This is a genomic window from Mycobacterium colombiense (genome assembly GCF_003284975.1).
GTDB classification, from domain to species: domain Bacteria; phylum Actinomycetota; class Actinomycetes; order Mycobacteriales; family Mycobacteriaceae; genus Mycobacterium; species Mycobacterium europaeum_A.
Map to the genome: position 1 here is coordinate 23,077 of NZ_QMEU01000033.1, position 17,520 is coordinate 40,596.

The 17,520-nt window shown below is 68.0% G+C and carries 14 protein-coding genes; 7 read left to right on the top strand and 7 right to left on the bottom strand.

The features are described 5' to 3' along the window. Positions 1-36: 36 nt before the first annotated feature. Together DQP58_RS13275 and DQP58_RS13280 are read right to left on the bottom strand one after the other, a co-directional pair. A complete protein-coding gene (locus tag DQP58_RS13275; RefSeq protein ID WP_112708828.1) occupies positions 37-1,167 on the bottom strand; it encodes an FAD-binding protein in 1,131 nt (376 codons plus the stop codon). Next, positions 1,164-1,991: a uracil-DNA glycosylase gene (locus DQP58_RS13280; RefSeq protein ID WP_112708829.1), complete on the bottom strand. Its 828-nt coding sequence runs from the start codon at positions 1,989-1,991 to the stop codon at positions 1,164-1,166. The genes DQP58_RS13275 and DQP58_RS13280 overlap by 4 nt, the downstream gene beginning before the upstream one ends. A gap of 61 nt (positions 1,992-2,052) precedes the next feature. On the opposite strand from DQP58_RS13280, the gene DQP58_RS13285 reads away from it, so the two are divergent. Both DQP58_RS13285 and DQP58_RS13290 read left to right on the top strand, forming a co-directional pair. After that, complete coding sequence (locus DQP58_RS13285; protein ID WP_112708830.1) at positions 2,053-3,294, top strand: MFS transporter; 1,242 nt, start codon at positions 2,053-2,055, stop codon at positions 3,292-3,294. A 20-nt stretch (positions 3,295-3,314) separates the two neighbouring features. Then, the gene (locus DQP58_RS13290) at positions 3,315-4,682 is read left to right on the top strand and encodes an FAD-binding oxidoreductase (protein WP_112708831.1); all 1,368 of its coding nucleotides are present in this window, start codon (positions 3,315-3,317) and stop codon (positions 4,680-4,682) included. A gap of 5 nt (positions 4,683-4,687) precedes the next feature. Here DQP58_RS13290 and DQP58_RS13295 read toward each other — a convergent pair whose 3' ends face one another. From DQP58_RS13295 to DQP58_RS13305, 3 genes are all read right to left on the bottom strand, one after another. Beyond that, positions 4,688-5,578, bottom strand: a complete 891-nt coding sequence (locus DQP58_RS13295) for an NADP-dependent oxidoreductase (RefSeq protein ID WP_240629803.1) — start codon at positions 5,576-5,578, stop codon at positions 4,688-4,690. A gap of 79 nt (positions 5,579-5,657) precedes the next feature. Continuing rightward, positions 5,658-6,590 (bottom strand): alpha/beta hydrolase, encoded by a 933-nt coding sequence (locus DQP58_RS13300; RefSeq protein WP_133259369.1) that lies wholly within the window; start codon positions 6,588-6,590, stop codon positions 5,658-5,660. Between the two features lie 39 nt (positions 6,591-6,629). Beyond that, positions 6,630-7,511, bottom strand: coding sequence for an SDR family NAD(P)-dependent oxidoreductase (locus tag DQP58_RS13305; RefSeq protein ID WP_205869418.1), 882 nt, complete (start codon positions 7,509-7,511; stop codon positions 6,630-6,632). Positions 7,512-7,589: 78 nt separating this feature from the next. Here DQP58_RS13305 and DQP58_RS13310 point away from each other — a divergent pair, with 78 nt between their 5' ends. The 3 genes from DQP58_RS13310 to DQP58_RS13320 all read left to right on the top strand — a co-directional run bounded on the left by DQP58_RS13310 (position 7,590) and on the right by DQP58_RS13320 (position 10,223). Further along, positions 7,590-8,162 (top strand): TetR/AcrR family transcriptional regulator, encoded by a 573-nt coding sequence (locus tag DQP58_RS13310; protein ID WP_112708835.1) that lies wholly within the window; start codon positions 7,590-7,592, stop codon positions 8,160-8,162. A gap of 238 nt (positions 8,163-8,400) precedes the next feature. After that, on the top strand, positions 8,401-9,642 hold the full coding sequence (locus DQP58_RS13315) for a cytochrome P450 (RefSeq protein WP_165827861.1): 1,242 nt from the start codon (positions 8,401-8,403) through the stop codon (positions 9,640-9,642). Then, positions 9,642-10,223: a TetR/AcrR family transcriptional regulator gene (locus tag DQP58_RS13320; RefSeq protein WP_112708837.1), complete on the top strand. Its 582-nt coding sequence runs from the start codon at positions 9,642-9,644 to the stop codon at positions 10,221-10,223. Before DQP58_RS13315 ends, DQP58_RS13320 begins: the two co-directional genes overlap by 1 nt. Before the next feature lie 9 nt (positions 10,224-10,232). Here the strand turns inward: DQP58_RS13320 and DQP58_RS13325 are convergent, their stop codons facing one another. Both DQP58_RS13325 and DQP58_RS13330 read right to left on the bottom strand, forming a co-directional pair. Continuing rightward, positions 10,233-11,375: an acyltransferase family protein gene (locus DQP58_RS13325; protein WP_112708838.1), complete on the bottom strand. Its 1,143-nt coding sequence runs from the start codon at positions 11,373-11,375 to the stop codon at positions 10,233-10,235. Continuing rightward, positions 11,372-13,072 (bottom strand): DEAD/DEAH box helicase, encoded by a 1,701-nt coding sequence (locus DQP58_RS13330; protein ID WP_112708839.1) that lies wholly within the window; start codon positions 13,070-13,072, stop codon positions 11,372-11,374. The genes DQP58_RS13325 and DQP58_RS13330 overlap by 4 nt, the downstream gene beginning before the upstream one ends. A gap of 177 nt (positions 13,073-13,249) precedes the next feature. Between DQP58_RS13330 and DQP58_RS13335 the strand changes: the two genes are divergently transcribed. Both DQP58_RS13335 and DQP58_RS13340 read left to right on the top strand, forming a co-directional pair. Beyond that, positions 13,250-13,852, top strand: a complete 603-nt coding sequence (locus DQP58_RS13335) for an LppP/LprE family lipoprotein (RefSeq protein ID WP_112708840.1) — start codon at positions 13,250-13,252, stop codon at positions 13,850-13,852. A 61-nt stretch (positions 13,853-13,913) separates the two neighbouring features. Further along, a complete protein-coding gene (locus DQP58_RS13340) occupies positions 13,914-17,333 on the top strand; it encodes a TM0106 family RecB-like putative nuclease (protein WP_112708841.1) in 3,420 nt (1,139 codons plus the stop codon). The last annotated feature ends 187 nt before the right edge of the window (positions 17,334-17,520 follow it).

Consider the following 17,520-nt stretch of genomic DNA (forward strand, 5'->3'; position numbering starts at 1 on the left):
TCAACGCGCGCGGGCCGGCAAACGTTCCCGCTCGGCTCAGTACTCCTTGAGGCTGATCGAGGCGACGATGCGGTCGAACACCTCCTGGGGTATCGGCGCGCCGCCCGGAATGTTGTCAACGACCAGCCATTGGTTGCGCTTGACGTAGTCGCTGAACTCGCGGTGGTAGTTGGCGAAGCCCGCCGCATGATCGAGCGTCTCGCCCTCGGTCGCCGCCTTGAGTTCGCCGGCCAGGATGTAGGCGCCCAGCAGCGCGACGCTGGTGCCCTGGCCCGACAGGGGCGAGCAGCAGTATCCGGCGTCGCCGACCAGCGCCACCCGGCCCCGCGCCCAGCGATCCATCTTGATCTGCGACATCTCGTCGAAGTAGAAGTCCGGCGCGCCGCGCATGTGCTCCAGCAGTTGCGGGCGGACCCAGCCGTCGTCGGCCATCCGCCGCGCAAGCTCGGCGAATTGGGCCTCGGTGTCGCGATAGTCGATCCGCAGATCGGCGTCCATGAAGCCCAACATGGCCCGCGCCTCGGCGTTGTTACGCGCGCTGTAGACCCCCGCCATGGTGGAGTCGCCGTAGTGCCATATCTGCCAGTAGTCCAGGTCCAGAAAATTGGGCACGGTGAAGATCGCCGCGTGTGTGCCCAGCCTCTCGATGAAGTCGTCTTCGGGCCCGAAGACCAACCGCCGCACGTTGGAGTGCAATCCGTCGGCGCCGATGACGAGGTCGAAACTGCGCGGCGCGGCGCGCTCGAAGGTCACGCGGACCGCCGTCCCGTCGTCGTCCAGGGCGGTGATGGTGTCGTCGAAGAGGTATTCGGCCGTCCATTGGCTTGCGCCGTACAGCAATTCGACCAAATCGTCGCGCAACAGCTCGATGTTGGGGCTATCGATGGGCCCACCGGTAGGTGTCGATTCGGTGTCCCGGGACAATTCGTTGCCGTCACGGTCGACGACCGACGACCCCCGGATTTGCGTCTTGCGCTTCTGGGCGGCGCCCAGCAGCCCCATCCTGTCGAGCACCGTCAGCGCCGGCCCCCGCACGTCGATCGCCTGACCGCCCGGCCGCGGCCCCCGATGGCGCTCCACCACGGTGACTGAAAAGCCATGCTGCCCAAGCCAAAACGCGGCCGCAGCACCCGCCACGCTGGCACCGGATACCAGAACGTCAGTCACTTGATTCCTGCCAGTTCCTTAGCGTCACCGAAGACGTCGTCGAGCATTGCTGGTGTCAACCTACCGGTGAACATGTTTTGCTGGCTCGGGTGGTAGCAGCCGAGCAGGCGTACACCGGGCGCCAGATCAGCGACGACGCCGTGGCCGAACCGGGGCTTTCGCCCGGTCGTGGCGCCCGGCAGCCGCAGCGCGATCTGCCAGCCGAATCCGCCCAGGGCCACCACCACGCGAACATCCGCGGAGACCAACCGCCATTCGGCCTGCAGCCAGGGCCAGCAGGTGTCGCGCTCCTGCGGCGTCGGCGCGTTGGCGGGAGGCGCGCACCGCACCGGCGCGACGATGCGAATGTTCTTGGTCCGCAAGCCATCCGCGGCGTCGACGCTGGTCGGTTGGTTCACCAGCCCGGCCCGGTACAGCGCCGCGTACAACTGGTCGCCCGAGCGGTCGCCGGTGAACATCCGTCCCGTCCGGTTGGCGCCGTGGGCGGCGGGCGCCAATCCGACGATCAGCAACCGGGGCCGCGCCGACCCCCAGCTGGGCACCGGCCTCCCCCAATACGGTTGGTCGGCAAAGGCCCGACGCTTGACGACGGCGACGTCCTCGCGCCAGTCGACCAGGCGCGGGCAGGCCCGGCAGACGCTGACCAGAGCGTCGATTTCGGGAATCGAGCCGGCGCGCTCGGCGAGTTCGGCGACCGCGGCGGCGTCGGCCGCCACCGGGGTCTGCGGGGTGGCCGGATCACCCGGCCATCCGGTGCCGGCACCGACCGGTGAGCCGAACGACTGGCCGGTACGTGGGTGGGCGAGCACATCAACATCCTGCATGAGCGGAAAAAATCGGTCGCCGCGAACAGGGCTTTGGCATACATTCGGCGGCGATATTCCAATGAAAAGCGGCGGCCCAGCGTTCCTGATCCTGTTCGCCACGTTGATGGCGACCGCGGGTAGCGGCATCTCGATCGTCGCCTTCCCGTGGCTGGCGCTGCAGCACCACAACAGCGCGCGCGACGCGTCGGCCGTCGCCCTGGCCATGACGTTGCCGCTGGTGTTGTCCACCCTCGTCGCCGGCGCGGCGGTCGACTACTTCGGGCGCCGCCGAGTCTCGCTCATCTCCGATGCGCTGTCCGGGACCGCGGTGACCGCGGTGCCGCTGATCGCGTGGTGGCTCGGATCGCACGCGCTCAACCTGGCGGTGCTGGCCGTCTTGGCCTTCTTCGCGGCCGGGTTCGATCCGGCGGGGACGACGGCGCGCGAGTCGATGCTGCCCGAGGCGGCCGGCCGCGCGGGCTGGTCGCTGGCCCGCACCAACAGTGTCTACGAGGCCGTTTTGAATCTGGGGTTCATCGTGGGTCCGGGCATCGGCGGACTGATGATCGCCACGGTCGGCGGCATCAACACGATGTGGGTGACGGCGGGGTTGTTCGGGCTGTCCATCCTGACCATCGGGTCGCTGCGGCTCGCGGGCACCGGCAAGCCCGCGCGCGAGACCCGGCCCGACGGGTGGCTGTCCGGCATCGCCGAGGGACTGCGCTTCGTGTGGCACATGCGGGTGCTGCGCACCCTCGGCTTGATCGACCTGGCCGTCACCGCGCTGTACCTGCCGATGGAAAGCGTGCTGTTCCCGAAGTATTTCTCCGACCAGCACCAACCCGCGCAACTGGGGTGGGCGTTAATGGCGATCGGGTTCGGCGGCGTGGCGGGAGCGCTGGGCTACGCCGCGCTCTCGAATCACGTGGGCCGACGCACGGCCGTGCTGACGGCGACGCTCACCTTCGGTGCGGCGACCGTCGGGGTGGCTTTGCTGCCGCCGCTGCCGGTGATCCTGGTGCTGTGCGCGATCACCGGCGTGGTCTACGGGCCGATCCAGCCGATCTACAACTACATGATGCAGACCCGGGCGCCGCACCGGCTGCGCGGCCGGGTGGTCGGGGTGATGACCGGGTTGACCTATGCGGCGGGCCCGGTGGGGTTGCTGGTGGCCGGTCCGCTGACCGACGCGGCCGGTCTGCAGGTCACGTTCCTGGTGCTGGCGGTGCCGATCCTGCTGATCGGCGTCACCGCCTGCCGGTTGCCGTCGCTGCGGGAACTGGACCGCGCGCCGGAGTTCGCCGAGGGCCCCGGCCTGTGACACGGGCTTAGGATCGGGCCGTGAGCTCTGACGCCCTGGCCAGCCTGATCTCCGATCTACCCGACGGGATGGTGGTCACCGACCCGACCGTCACCGAGGGTTATCGCCAGGACCGTGCCTTCGACCCGTCGGCCGGCAAGCCGCTGGCCGTAGTGCGGCCGCGGCGCACCGAAGACGTGCAGACCGTGCTGCGCTGGGCCACCGCCCACCGGGTGCCCGTCGTGACGCGCGGTGCCGGCAGCGGCCTGTCCGGCGGGGCGACCGCGCTGGACGACGGCATCGTGTTGTCCACCGAGAAGATGCGCGACATCACCGTCGACCCGGTGACCCGCACCGCCGTATGCCAGCCGGGACTGTTCAACGCCGAGGTGAAGAAGGCCGTCGCCGAGCACGGCCTGTGGTATCCGCCCGATCCGTCGTCGTTCGAGATCTGCAGCATCGGCGGCAACATCGCCACCAACGCCGGCGGGCTGTGCTGCGTGAAGTACGGCGTCACTACCGACTACGTGCTGGGCATGCAGGTGGTGCTGGCCGACGGGACGGCCGTGCGGCTGGGCGGACCACGGTTGAAGGACGTCGCGGGCCTGTCGCTGACCAAGCTGTTCGTCGGCAGCGAGGGCACCCTAGGCGTCGTCACGGAGGTGACGCTGCGGCTGGTGCCCAAGCAGAACGCGTCCAGCATCGTGGTGGCCAGCTTCGCCACCGTCGAGGACGCGGTCGAGGCGGTGCTCGGCGTCACCGCGCGGCTTCGTCCCTCGATGCTGGAGTTCATGGACTCGGTGGCGATCAACGCCGTCGAGGACACCCTGCGCATGGATCTCGACCGCGGGGCGGCCGCCATGCTGGTGGCCGGATCCGACGAGCGCGGCCGCGCCGGCAGCGAGGACGCCGAGATCATGGCCGAGGTATTCGCGGAACACGCTGCGACGGAAGTGTTTTCGACCGACGATCCCGACGAGGGCGAGGCGTTCGTGGTCGCCCGGCGGTTCTGCATCCCGGCCGTCGAGGCCAAGGGGTCGCTCCTGCTCGAGGACGTCGGCGTGCCGCTGCCGGCGCTGGGCCGGCTGGTGACGGGCATCGAACGCGTCGCGTCGGAGCGCGACCTGATGATCTCGGTGATCGCGCATGCGGGTGACGGCAATACCCACCCGCTGATCGTCTACGACCCCGCCGACGCCGACATGACGGAACGCGCGCACCTGGCGTTCGGCGAGATCATGGATCTGGCCGTCGGCCTGGGCGGCACCATCACCGGCGAGCACGGCGTCGGCCGGTTGAAGCGGCCCTGGCTGGCCGGCTATCTGGGGCCCGACGTGATGGAGTTGAACCAACGCATCAAGAAGGCGCTGGATCCGCAGGGCATTTTGAACCCGGGCGCGGCAATCTGAGCCTGCTATCCCGGCACGACGATTAACTTGCCTCGCTTCGCGGTTCCGTTTTCCTCCAGTTCGGTCAGCGCTGGGATTGCTTGCGACAGCGGCACCGCTTGGGCGATCGGTAGCCGGAGATGGCCCTCGGCGGCGATGCGCGTGAGCCCCTCGAGATCAGCGATGTCTTCTTTGCCGATCACGACGTGGAATGGGCCGGGCAGGGCGCTTCTGACCATGTTTGCCGGACTGGGCATGACGCTCAGGATTCGCCCCTTGGGGGCCAGGATCGCTCGGGCCTTCTTGATCGGCAGTTTGCCGGCGCTGTCCAGGACGACGTCGAATCGCCGGCGCAGCGCGGTGGGGTCAAAGTCGAAGTCCACGATGGGATCGACACCGAGGTCCCGTGCCTCGGCCTCCGAGCCGGGACGACAGCTGCCCGCCACGGTCGCCCCGTTGGCGGACGCGAGTTGCACGGCTGAGCGGCCGACTGCGCCAAGGCAGGCATGCACGAATACCGACTCGCCCGGCTGCAGCCTCGCGATCTTGAAAAGGGCTTGATACGCGGTCCCCGCGGCGATGGGAAGGGCCGCCGCCGCCTCGAACGACAGTTCCGCGGGTTTCTTCGCGACGCTGATTTGGTCGGCCACGACGACGTCGGCGAACGCGCCCGCCTCTTTGATCGACGCGGCGCCGAGGACTTCGTCACCCACGCGAAGGCGGGTGACGTTCTTGCCGACGGCCTCGACGATGCCAGCGAAGTCATGGCCCAGTCCACGTGGGAAGCGACGGCCGGTGACCATCTTCATTTTGCCGTTGCGTAGTCCGATATCCATCGGGTTGACGGCGGCTGCGCGGACCCGGACGAGAACGTCGTCGGGGCCCAGTTGCCTGGGCTCGAAGTCTTCGAGCCGCATGACCTCTGGTCCTCCGTAGCGGTGATACTGAATTCGCTTCAGTGTGGGCACGTGAGATCTCCGATCCGTGTGTGGTGTGTTAACGGTGAAGGGGCTGTGCGAGAACGGATTCGAGGAACGCCAGCGTTGTCTCGTGCAGGGGCGGTGCGTCGAAGTGGGGCGACCCGTGGTCGCCGCCGGCGATCTCGACCAGGTCTGCCCGAACACCCGCCGCTGACAGTGCTCGATGAAGGCGCCGAGCCTGCTCGATTCCGACGCGACGATCCCGGTCGCCGTGGACGATCAGGAACGGCGGCGCGCCCGGGTGCGCCAGATGGCACAAATTTCCGCGCTCCACCACCTCGGGCCGGTCGGCGGGCACGAACCCGAAAAACCTCGCGAGTGTGCTGTCTGGACCGTTCATCCGTTCGACGGCGTCGGGGCGTGCGTCGTCATCGTGTTTGAGAAAATCGGTGGGTCCGTAGTGCTCCACGACGGCGGTCAATGCGCAGGACACCTCCGCGTACGGTTCGATGCTGCCAACGAGGTCGCTGTTGTCGCCGGCGAGTGCGACCGCACTGATGAGGTAAGCACCCGCGCTGGAACCCAAGCCCACCATCCGGTCGGCATCCAAGCCGTACTGGTCGGCATTGGCCCGCACCCAGCGCACAGCGGCGGCGACATCGTGAATGGCGGCGGGAAAGACGGCCTCACCGCTGAGCCGGTACTGGACGGAGACCACAGCCAGCCCCGCCTCGAGCAGGAACCTCCACGGCCCCATCTGTTTGATGCCGGTGAAGAACCCTCCCGGATGGGCGTAAACCACAACGGGAACGGGTGTTCGCACCGGTCGGTGCGGGATGTGCAGATCCAGGGTGAGTTGGCGGAATCCGATGACGGTGGCATACGGGCGATCCAGATGGCTCGCCACCCCTGGGAAGACTTCCACCGGCGCCAGGTTGGCGAATTCGGGCCGGATCATGCTCGCGACCATCTCGATAGGGATATCGACTGACATACCGGGAATGCGCAAGGGATGGATCCTTTCGAAAGGTGCCGCAGCGGAATGGTTTTACGTTTCAGCGCCTTGCGGCGTCGTCTCGACGAGAGCGCGGCCGAACAACCAGCCGAACGTGTTGACCGCCCACGAACGCGGGAGCAGGTGTTTGATCAGCAGATCCGCGGCGTTGTTGGTGGCGCCGGGGATGACGCGGGCCCGCCGCGCCAGGTTGTTCAATGCCACCTCGGCAACCCGTGACGCCGCCATCCTTGGGCCGCCGATCTTCTCGAAGTCGAGGCCCACGGAGCGTTCGGTGATCTCGGTTTTCGTCATCCCGGGGGATACGACCAGGACGTCGACGCCGTCCTTTTTCAGTTCGTAGTGCAACGCCTGGCCGAGCGAGGACACGTAAGCCTTCACCGCGGCATAGTTGGCCGCGTAGGGTGCGGGGCTGGCCTCGAGGGTGGACGCTACCAAAACGATGGCTCCGCGGCCCCGTCGCGCGAAGTCACGTCCGAAGTGGTGCGCCATCTGCAGTGGCACCACCGCGTCGAGGGTGAGGACTTCGAGTTCATAGGCGAGGGAACTGTTCACCAGCGGCCCGGAAGATGCGATTCCAGCGTTCGCCACTACGATCCCGACGTCGAGATTGGCTATTTGACGGGACAATTCGTCCACTGCACCGTCGGCGAGCAAGTCCAGGGCGACCACGAGGTTGTCGGTTCCGTGGGCGAGGGAAAGCTCGGTGGCCAAACTCTCCAGACGGTCTTTGCGGCGTGCCACCAGGACCACGTTCACGCCTGCGGCGCTGAGATGCCGTGCGAATTGCTCTCCGATGCCCGAGGACGCCCCGGTGACGACCGCGTACTGGCCGTACTCTGCGCGAAGATCCTTCATTGCGTTCCCGTCTACACGCTGGGTGCTCATTTGAGTCGTCGAGAATGCCAACGTCATGGCACCTAGTGTCATCACACTAGCATGGTGATGTCACTTGGTGCCATAGGGGCGCGGTGCGCACTTTAGAATGCGGACATGAGTCGCTGGGAACCCAACGCCGCTGAGCGGTTGGGAGTGGCTGCGGTGGAATTGTTCGCTGACCGCGGATATGAAAATGTCACGGTCGCCGACATCGCCGAGCGCGCGGGGTTGACCAAGCGAACGTTTTTTCGTCACTTCGCCGACAAGCGCGAGATCCTGTTTCGCGGTCAGGACACCTACCGCGAGATGTTCGCCGCCGCTATCGCCCAGGCACCCGCCGAGGCCGGGCCCATGGAGGCAGTCGGCGCAGCGCTGCTCGCGTTCACCGCCGGCTTCGCAGACGACCGCCGAGAATTCCTCGCCACCCGTCAGGCCGTCATCGAAGCTAATCCTGATCTGAAAGAGCGGGATCTGCTCAAGACAGCCGCTCTGACCGCGGCGATGGCCGATGCCCTTGTCGCGCGCGGGGTAAATCCACCGACCGCAAAGCTGGCCGCCAATGTCGGCGCACTCGCCTTCGCGGACGCGCTCGGATGCTGGCTGCAACCCGGGAATCGGAAATCCATGGCCGAGCTCGCCGCGCACGCGTTGCGAAACTTCGACACCGCGATCGAAACGCTGCGCTGAAGCGCATCCGATTGCATCGCCGGCAAGGGACTTGACTACGAAGCCCTACCTGAAAAACGTCAAGGCGACGACCGACCTGAGTCGTGTCGCCGGACGTCACCGTCGCCAGCGGAGGGCGTGCGTCGAACGCCTCTTTGGTTGAGAATGCCAACTCATTTGAGAACCTACCGGCGCCCGCCGGTGGGCACTCACGCGCGGCGTGGTTGACATATCGCCACAACTGTCGTACGAATGAGACATGGCTGTCGTTATGTCTCATGAAGCGCCGGTCGCTTTCCGGCTGGCCACCGCCGACACCTGGCCCAACCCGTGGCCGATGTACCGCGCGTTGCGCGACCACGACCCCGTGCACCACGTCGTTCCGGCCAACCACCCCGAGCACGACTATTACGTGCTTTCCCGGCACGCCGATGTGTGGGCCGCGGCTCGCGACCACGAGGCGTTCTCCTCCGCCAAGGGTCTGACCGTCAACTATGACGACCTGGAACTGATTGGGCTGCAAGACAATCCGCCGTTCGTGATGCAGGATCCGCCGGCACACACCGAGTTCCGCAAGCTGGTGTCGCGGGGCTTTACCCCGCGGCAGGTCGAGGCCGTGGAGCCCAAGGTCCGCGAATTCGTCATCGAGCGCATCGAGGGGTTGCGCTCGGCCGGCGGCGGCGACATCGTCGCGGAGCTGTTCAAGCCGCTGCCGTCGATGGTGGTCGCCCACTATCTCGGTGTGCCCGAAGAGGATTGGGCCCAGTTCGACGGCTGGACCCAGGCCATCGTCGCGGCCAACACCGCCGAAGGCGGCGTTGCCGGCGCCCTGGAAACCGTCGGCGATGCGGTCGGGTCGATGATGGCCTACTTCACCGGGTTGATCGAACGACGCCGGACCGAACCCGAGGACGACACCATCTCGCATTTGGTTTCTGCCGGGGTCGGTGCCGACGGTGACATCACCGGCACCCTGTCCATCCTGGCGTTCACGTTCACCATGGTCACCGGCGGCAACGACACCGTCACCGGCATGCTCGGCGGCTCGATGCCGCTGCTGCACGAACGACCCGACCAGCGTCAGCTGCTGGTGGACGACCCCGGCCGCATTCCCGATGCCGTCGAGGAATTGCTGCGAATGACCTCACCGGTGCAGGGCCTCGCCCGCACGGCCACCCGGGACGTGACCGTCGGCGAGACCACCATTCCGGCCGGGCGCAGGGTGCTGCTGCTCTACGGCTCGGCCAACCGCGACGAACGTCAATACGGTTCGGACGCAGGCGAACTCGACGTCACCCGCTGCCCCCGCAACATCCTGACGTTCAGCCACGGCGCACACCATTGTCTGGGCGCCGCCGCCGCGCGGATGCAATCGCGCGTCGCGCTGACCGAACTCCTGACCCGATGCCCGGAATTCGGGGTGGACGAATCCGGCATCGTGTGGGCAGGCGGCAGCTACGTGCGGCGCCCACTGTCGGTGCCGATCCGGACGACGTCCTGATGGCAGGCAACGACTGGCTGGGTACGCACCGGACCGAGGCGGCCGCCGACCGGATCCTCGACGCCGCCGAGCGGCTCTACACCCAGCGCGACTCCGACTCGATCGGCATGAACGAAATCGCCCGCGCTGCAGGCTGTTCGCGCGCGACGCTGTACCGGTATTTCGAGAACCGCGAGGCGCTGCGTACCGCCTACGTCCACCGCGAAACCCACCGGCTGGGCCGCGAGATCATCGCGCGCACCGGCGACATCGAAGACCCGCGCGAACGGCTGGTCGCGAGCATCCTCGTCACGCTGGCGATGGTTCGCGAGAGCCCGGCGCTGGCATCCTGGTTCGCCACCACCCGCCCGCCGGTGGGTGGCGAACTGGCCGGACAGTCCGACGTCATCGCGGCGTTGGCGGTGGCGTTCCTGCACTCGCTGGGACCCGACGATCCCGCCGTCACCGAACGCCGCGGCCGCTGGATGGTGCGGGTGATCGTTTCGCTGCTAACCCACCCGGGCCGCGACGAAGCCGAGGAGCGGGCGATGATCGAGGAATTCGTCGTCCCGATCGTGACGCCGGTGTCCGCCCGCGACTAGCTGACTTGGTCACTCCCGGACGCGGGTGAACCGGTGCAGCAGCCACGCCAGCGGGATCGTCACGACCAGCGTCGCGACGTACAGGTACAGCATCGGGCCGGTGTAGACGCGCGCGCCGACGATGTAGTCCATCGCGAATTCCATGGTGATCAGGTGGATCAGGAAGATCTCGTAGGAGATCTCCCCCAGCCACACCATCGGGCGGCTGGCCAGTAGCCGCGAATACCAACCATGGTCGTCGCCCAGGGCCAGCGGCACCACCGCGAGCGCGGCGATGACGGCGTAGAAGCACGTCTTGAACAACGCCTCGCTCAGTGTTGCCGGGGAGGTCGTGGGCGCGCCGGCGATGGGCGTGGACACGATGAAATAGCAGATGACCGCCAGCGGTATGGCAACGAAGCCGTAGCCGCGCACCCCCATCTCCTGCAGCACGGTCAGCATCATGCCGGCGAGGAACCACGCCAGATAGGTGGGCAGCCACAGCCGGGCGCCGTCGGGGAACCAGTGGTCGGTGTGCACCAACACCAGCCAGGCCGGACTGAGCAACGCCAAACCCGCGAGGGCGCCGAGCACCAACTTCGGCTGCCATTGGCGCCGGCAGATCACCACCAGCAGCAGGTAGGCCAGCAGCGGCAGGATGACGTAGAACGATCCCTCCACCGCCAGGCTCCACATCTGGGTCAGCCCCTGGTGCAGGTACTTGCCCAGGTAGCCGTTGCAGTAGATCTGCGTCAGCGTCAGGTTGCGCGCCAGGCCCAGCCAGCTGTGGCCGGGGTTGGGCCCGGCATTGCGGAAGTGGTAGAGGACGTAGGCGAACAACACCGTGACGACGTAGGCGGGCATGATGCGCCGAACCCGGTGCCACGCATAGCGACTCAGCGACGGCGGACGACCGCCTTTCGCCGCCGCCTTCACCCACGGGCGGAACAGCAGGTAGCCGGAGAGCACGAAGAAGATCGGCACGCCGATCTCCATCCGGGAACCGACCAGGCCCCAATAGCCGTGCGTGTATTTGCCGGTGGTGTAGGCCGCGTGGGTGCCGACGACGAGGAGCGCGGCGACCGCGCGGATCCCGGTCAGCGAGGCGACCCGGTCGACGCGAGAGGTCTGCTCGAGGCCGCCCTGGGCGTCTTGTTCTTCGGACAGCGTCATCCGCCGTGTTTCCTGCGCGGCTTCCCACCGTCTCGGCTGCGGGGCTTGGCGGACGACCGCTCCGGTTGCAAGTTGATCAGCACCCCCGAGATGCGGGTGTGCTCAAGGCGTTTGAAAATCGACTTGGGCAACTTGGCCGGCAATTCCACCAGGGAGAAATCCGGCCCGATCGCGATGTGGCCGAAATCGCTGCGATGCAGCCCACCCTCGTTGGCGATGGCGCCGACGATCGCACCCGGGCCGATCTTGTGCCGCTTACCCACCGCGATGCGATAGGTGGCGAAGGGCTTTGCGTTCCTTGGCCTTTCGGGGCGGTCGCGACGTTCGGTGCGCCACTCGCGCCGCTCCGGCGGCGGTTCGGGCGTCATCAGGAATTCCTCGCCGTCGCGGGATTGCAGCGCCAGCGCGGCGGCGATGTCGGCCATCGGGGTGTCGTGCTCGCGCTCGTAGTCTTCAACCAGCTTGCGGAACAGGTCGATCCCGGGAGAACCGAGTGCGGTGGTGATGGAGTCGGCGAACTTGGCCACCCGCTGGGCGTTGACGTCCTCGACGGTGGGCAATTCGGCTTCGGTGAGCGTTTGGCGCGTGGCCTTTTCGATCGCCTTGAGCAGGTGACGCTCGCGCGGGGAGACGAACAGCAGCGCAGTTCCCGAGCGGCCCGCCCGACCGGTGCGCCCGATCCGGTGCACATAAGACTCGGTGTCATGCGGGATGTCGTAGTTGAGCACGTGCGATATCCGCTCCACGTCCAGCCCGCGAGCGGCCACATCGGTGGCGACCAGGATGTCGATGCTGCCGTCCTTCAGGGCGGCGACGGTCCGCTCGCGTTGGCCCTGCGGGATGTCCCCGTTGATGGCTGCGGCGGAAAAGCCTCGGGCCCGCAGCCTCTCGGCGACTTCCTCGGTGGCCTGTTTGGTCCGGACGAAGACGATCATCGCCTCGAACGGCTCGACTTCCAGCACCCGCGTCAGCGCGTCCATCTTGCGCGGGCCGGCGACCTGGATGTAGCGCTGCGAAATGTTCTCGGCGGTAGCGGATTTCGCTTTGGTGCTGACCTCGAGCGGATCGTGCAAGTACTTGGTGGTGATCTTGCGGATCGCCGGCGGCATGGTCGCGGAGAACAGCGCCACCTGCTTGTACTCCGGGGTTTCGGACAGGATGCGATCGACTTCTTCGGCGAAGCCCATGGTGAGCATCTCGTCGGCCTCGTCGAGCACCAGGTAGTCGACGTGGGACAGGTCCAGGGTGCCGCGCTCGAGGTGGTCGATCACCCGGCCCGGTGTGCCGACCACCACGTGGGCGCCGCGGCGGAGCCCGGCCAGCTGCACGCCGTAGGAGGAGCCGCCGTAGATCGGCAGCACGTTGATCTTGGGCAGGTGGGCCCCGTATCGGCTGAACGCCTCGGCCACCTGCAGGGCGAGTTCGCGGGTCGGGGCGAGCACCAGCGCCTGGGTGGCGGTGCTCGTCACGTCGATCTTGGACAGGATCGGGATCGCAAACGCGGCCGTCTTGCCGGTGCCGGTCTGGGCTAGCCCGACGACGTCGGAGCCGGCCATCAGCGCCGGGATGGTCGCGGCCTGTATGCCGGTGGGCGATTCGTAGCCGACGTCGGCGATCGCCCGCAGGACCGAGGGATTGATCTGCAGGTCGGCAAACGTCGGTGAGGCAGCTTCAGTCGAGCTGTCCGGGAGGGTCATCGTCCAAGGAGTCTAGTGGTGATCGCGAGCTCAGCGACGCTGAGCGCTGCGGGTCACCACCCGAGGGCCCCGCGGTGATCGCGAGCTCAGCGACGCTGAGCGCTGCGGGTCACCACGGTTGGACCGGCCGCGTGATCATCGGCACACCCGGCCATGCCTGCCACGACCCCGCACCCGATGACGGTACGGTGCCCAGATGTGTGGTCGTTGCCCTGTCGTACCGAGCCACTGACCGGCTCGGCCGCTATCGCTCTCATCGCCTTCACTCTGGCCGGCTGCGGGTCGGGGGACTCCACCGTCGCCAAGACGCCGCCGGCCAGGACGTCGGAGACCGCGTCGATCACGGCTCCGGCCACCCCGTCGGCGGCCGCCCAGCCCGGCAACGCCCCACCGGCCGACCCCTGCGCGGTCAACCTCGCCTCGCCCACCATCGCGAAGGTGGTGTCTGAGCTGCCCCGCGACCCGCGCAGCCAGCAGCCCTGGAACCCCGAACCGCTGGCCGGCAACTACAACCAGTGCGCGCAGCTCTCGGCGGTCATCATCAAGGCCAACACCAACGCGGTCAGCCCGACGACCCGTGCGGTGCTGTTTCACCTTGGCCAGTTCATTCCCCAGGGCGTGCCCGACACTTACGGATTCAACGGCGTCGACCCCGCGCAAACCACGGGCGACACCGTGGCGCTGACCTACCCCAGCGGGATCAACGGCTTGAACACCAATGTGAAATTCCACTGGAACGGCAACGCCGTCGAGCTGATCGGCAATACGCCCGCCCACTGATCTCCGGGCACGCCCGCCCGGCGCGACCGTCATGTCGGGGCGCTGGCCTACTGTGGCTCGAGTGTTGGTCTCCGGCGACAGCATCGTTTACAGCGCATCGGATCTGGCCGCCGCGGCCCGCTGCGAGTACGCGCTGCTGAGGGATTTCGACGCGAAGCTGGGCCGCGGCCCCGCGGTCACCGTCGAGGACGAACTGCTCGCGCGGACGGCCGCCCTCGGTAGCGAACACGAGCGGCGCGAATTGGCTTCGCTGCGCGAGCGGTTCGGGCAGGACGTCGCGATCATCGGCCGCCCCGCGTACACGCCCGCCGGCCTGGCCGCGGCCGCGAACGCCACCCGCCGCGCCGTCGCCGACCGTGCGCCGGTGATCTATCAAGCCGCCATGTTCGACGGCCGCTTCGTCGGCTTCGCCGATTTCCTGGTCCGCGACGGGCAGCGGTATCGCGTCGTGGACACCAAACTGGCCCGCTCGGCCAAGGTCACCGCGCTGTTGCAGGTTGCCGCCTACGCCGACGCGTTGGCCGCCTCGGGCGTCCCGGTCGCGCCGGAGGCCGAACTACGGCTGGGCGACGGGACCGCGGTGCGGCACCGGATCTGCGACCTGATCCCGGTCTACCGCTCCCAGCGCGCCCGGCTGCAGCGCCTCCTCGACGACCACCACGCCGGCGGCGCGGCGGTGCGCTGGGATGACGGGGGCGTGGCCGCTTGCTTTCACTGTCCGCTATGCCTCGAACAGCTGCGGGCGGCCGACGACGTGTTACTGGTCGCTGGCCTGCGAGTGAGCCAGCGCGACAAACTCTTTGACGCGGGCATCAGCACGGTCGCCGAGCTGGCCGAGCATCGCGGGCCGGTGCCCGACCTGGCGGCCGGCGTGCTGGACAAACTGACCGTCCAGGCGAAACTACAAGTCCGCCAACGGGAAACCGGTGCTCCCCAGGTCGAGGTCATCGACCCGCAGCCCCTGGCCCTGCTGCCCGAGCCCGACCCGGGAGACCTGTTCTTCGATTTCGAGGGTGACCCGCTGTGGACCACCGATGGTCGCGAATGGGGGCTGGAATATCTGTTCGGTGTGCTCGAAGCCGGGCCGACGGGCAAGTTCCGCCCGCTGTGGGCGCACGACCGGGCCGACGAACGCAAGGCGCTGATCGACTTCTTGGCGCTGGTGGCCAAACGCCGCAAGCGCCGACCCAACATGCACATCTACCACTACGCGCCCTACGAGAAAACCGCCTTGTTGCGGCTCGCCGGGCGCTACGGAGTGGGCGAGGACGAAGTCGACGAACTGCTGCGCAGCGGGACGCTGGTCGACCTTTACCCGTTGGTGCGCAGGAGCATTCGCGTGGGCGCCGAGTCGTTCAGCCTCAAGGCGCTCGAGCCGCTCTACATGGGCGCCCAACTGCGCGCGGGTGACGTGACCACCGCCACCGGTTCGATCACCTCCTACGCCCGGTACTGCGAACTGCGGGAGGACGGGCGTGGCGACGAGGCGGCATCCGTGCTCAAGGAGATCGAGGACTACAACCACTACGACTGCCGGTCGACGCAGGAACTGCGGAACTGGCTGATCTTGCGCGCCTACGAATCCGGCGTCGTACCCCTCGGCGCCCAGCCGGTGGCCGACGGCAACACCGTCGACGACCGCGACCGGCTGGCGGCGACGCTGTCCGCGTTCAGCGGAGCGGCCGGCATCGACGACCGGACCCCGCAGCAGACCGCGGTGGCGCTGCTGGGCGCGGCGCGCGGCTATCATCGGCGCGAGGACAAACCCTTCTGGTGGGCGCATTTCGACCGGCTGAACTTTCCGATCGAGGAGTGGTCGGACAACACCGACGTGTTCGTCGTCGACCACGCGTCGGTCGCCCTCGACTGGCATACGCCGCCGCGGGCGCGCAAACCGCAGCGGCGGCTGCGGCTGCGCGGTGAGCTGGCGCGCGGGGATTTGAAGAGCGACGTCTTCGCGCTCTATCACCCGCCGGCGCCGCCCGGCATGAGCGACAGCCCGGACCGGCGGGCGGCCGGGCGGGCCTCGGTCGTCGAGGCCGACGATGTGGCGGTGCCCACCGAAGTGGTGGTCCTCGAGCGAGTTGGCAGCGACGGCAACATCTTTCATCAGCTGCCGTTCGCGCTGACTCCCGGCCCGCCGATCCCGACGACGGCCCTGCGCGAGTCGATCGAGGCCACCGCCACCGCGGTGGCCGACCGATTACCGCACCTACCCGACAGCGCCATCGTCGACGTGCTGTTGCGCCGTGCGCCACGCACCCGGGGCGGCACTGCCCTCCCGCGCCGCGGCGACGCCGTCGCCGACATCACCGCGGCACTACTCGATCTGGACTCGTCGTACCTGGCGGTGCACGGGCCGCCCGGTACCGGCAAGACCCACACCGCCGCCCGCGTGATCCACCACCTGGCCACCCAACGCGGCTGGCGCATCGGCGTCGTCGCGCAATCGCACGCCACCGTGGAGAACGTGCTGGACTGCGTGATCGACGCCGGCCTGGATCCGCACCGGATCGCGAAGAAGCGCTACGACCACCGGGCCCCGCGCTGGCGGGAGATCGACGGCGCCGCGTACGCCGCGTTTCTCGCCGATACGCCGGGGTGTGTGATCGGCGGGACCGCTTGGGATTTCGCCAACGCCAATCGGATACCGCCGGGGAGCCTGGATCTGCTGGTCATCGACGAGGCCGGACAATTCTGTCTGGCGAACACCATCGCCGTGGCACCCGCCGCCGCCAACCTGCTGCTGCTCGGCGACCCTGCGCAGTTGCCGCAAGTCAGCCAGGGCACGCACCCGGAGCCGGTGGACAGCTCCGCGCTGGAGTGGTTGGTCGACGGTCAGCGCACCCTGCCCGACGAACGCGGTTACTTCCTGAACCTCTCCTACCGCATGCATCCGGCCGTCTGCGCCGCCGTGTCGGCGCTGTCCTACGAGGACAGACTGCACTCCCACGACTGCACCGCCGCCCGCCACCTCGACGCATACCAACCGGGCGTGCAGTTGCTTTCGGTTGAGCACCAAGGAAATTCGACCGAAAGCCCCGAGGAGGCCGACGCGATCGTCGCCGAGATCGACCGCATGCTCGGCGGGTCATGGACCGACGAACACGGCACCCGGGCGTTGACGGCCGCCGACGTGCTGGTGCTGGCACCCTACAACGCCCAGGTGGCGCTGCTGCGCCGCCGGCTGGCCGCCGCTGGGCTCGACGGGGTGCGGGTGGGGACGGTCGACAAGTTCCAGGGCGGGCAGGCGCCCGTCGTCTACATCTCGATGACCGTGTCGTCGATGGACGCGGTGCCGCGCGGAATCTCGTTCCTGCTCAACAGGAATCGGCTCAACGTCGCGGTGAGCCGGGCCCAGTTTGCGGCCGTGATCGTGCGCTCGCCGTCGCTGACCGAGTATCTGCCGGCCACCCCCGCGGGCCTGATCGACCTGGGCGCCTTCCTGGCGCTCACGCAGCCGGGCCGGCAGTACAGCTAGCCGGTCGAGGAGTGCCGGCCCGAGCCGGTGGGGTCGTCGTCCGGATTCGAGCGGTGATGGTGACCGCGCGGCGATTCAGCGTCGGGGAAATACCGTCCCGCCGAACCGCTATGGGGCCGGCGCGGGGGCCGGGTGAGCCGCTCGCCCGGCGGGAGGGGCTTGGGCGAGCGCCGCACCGCCACCTGGC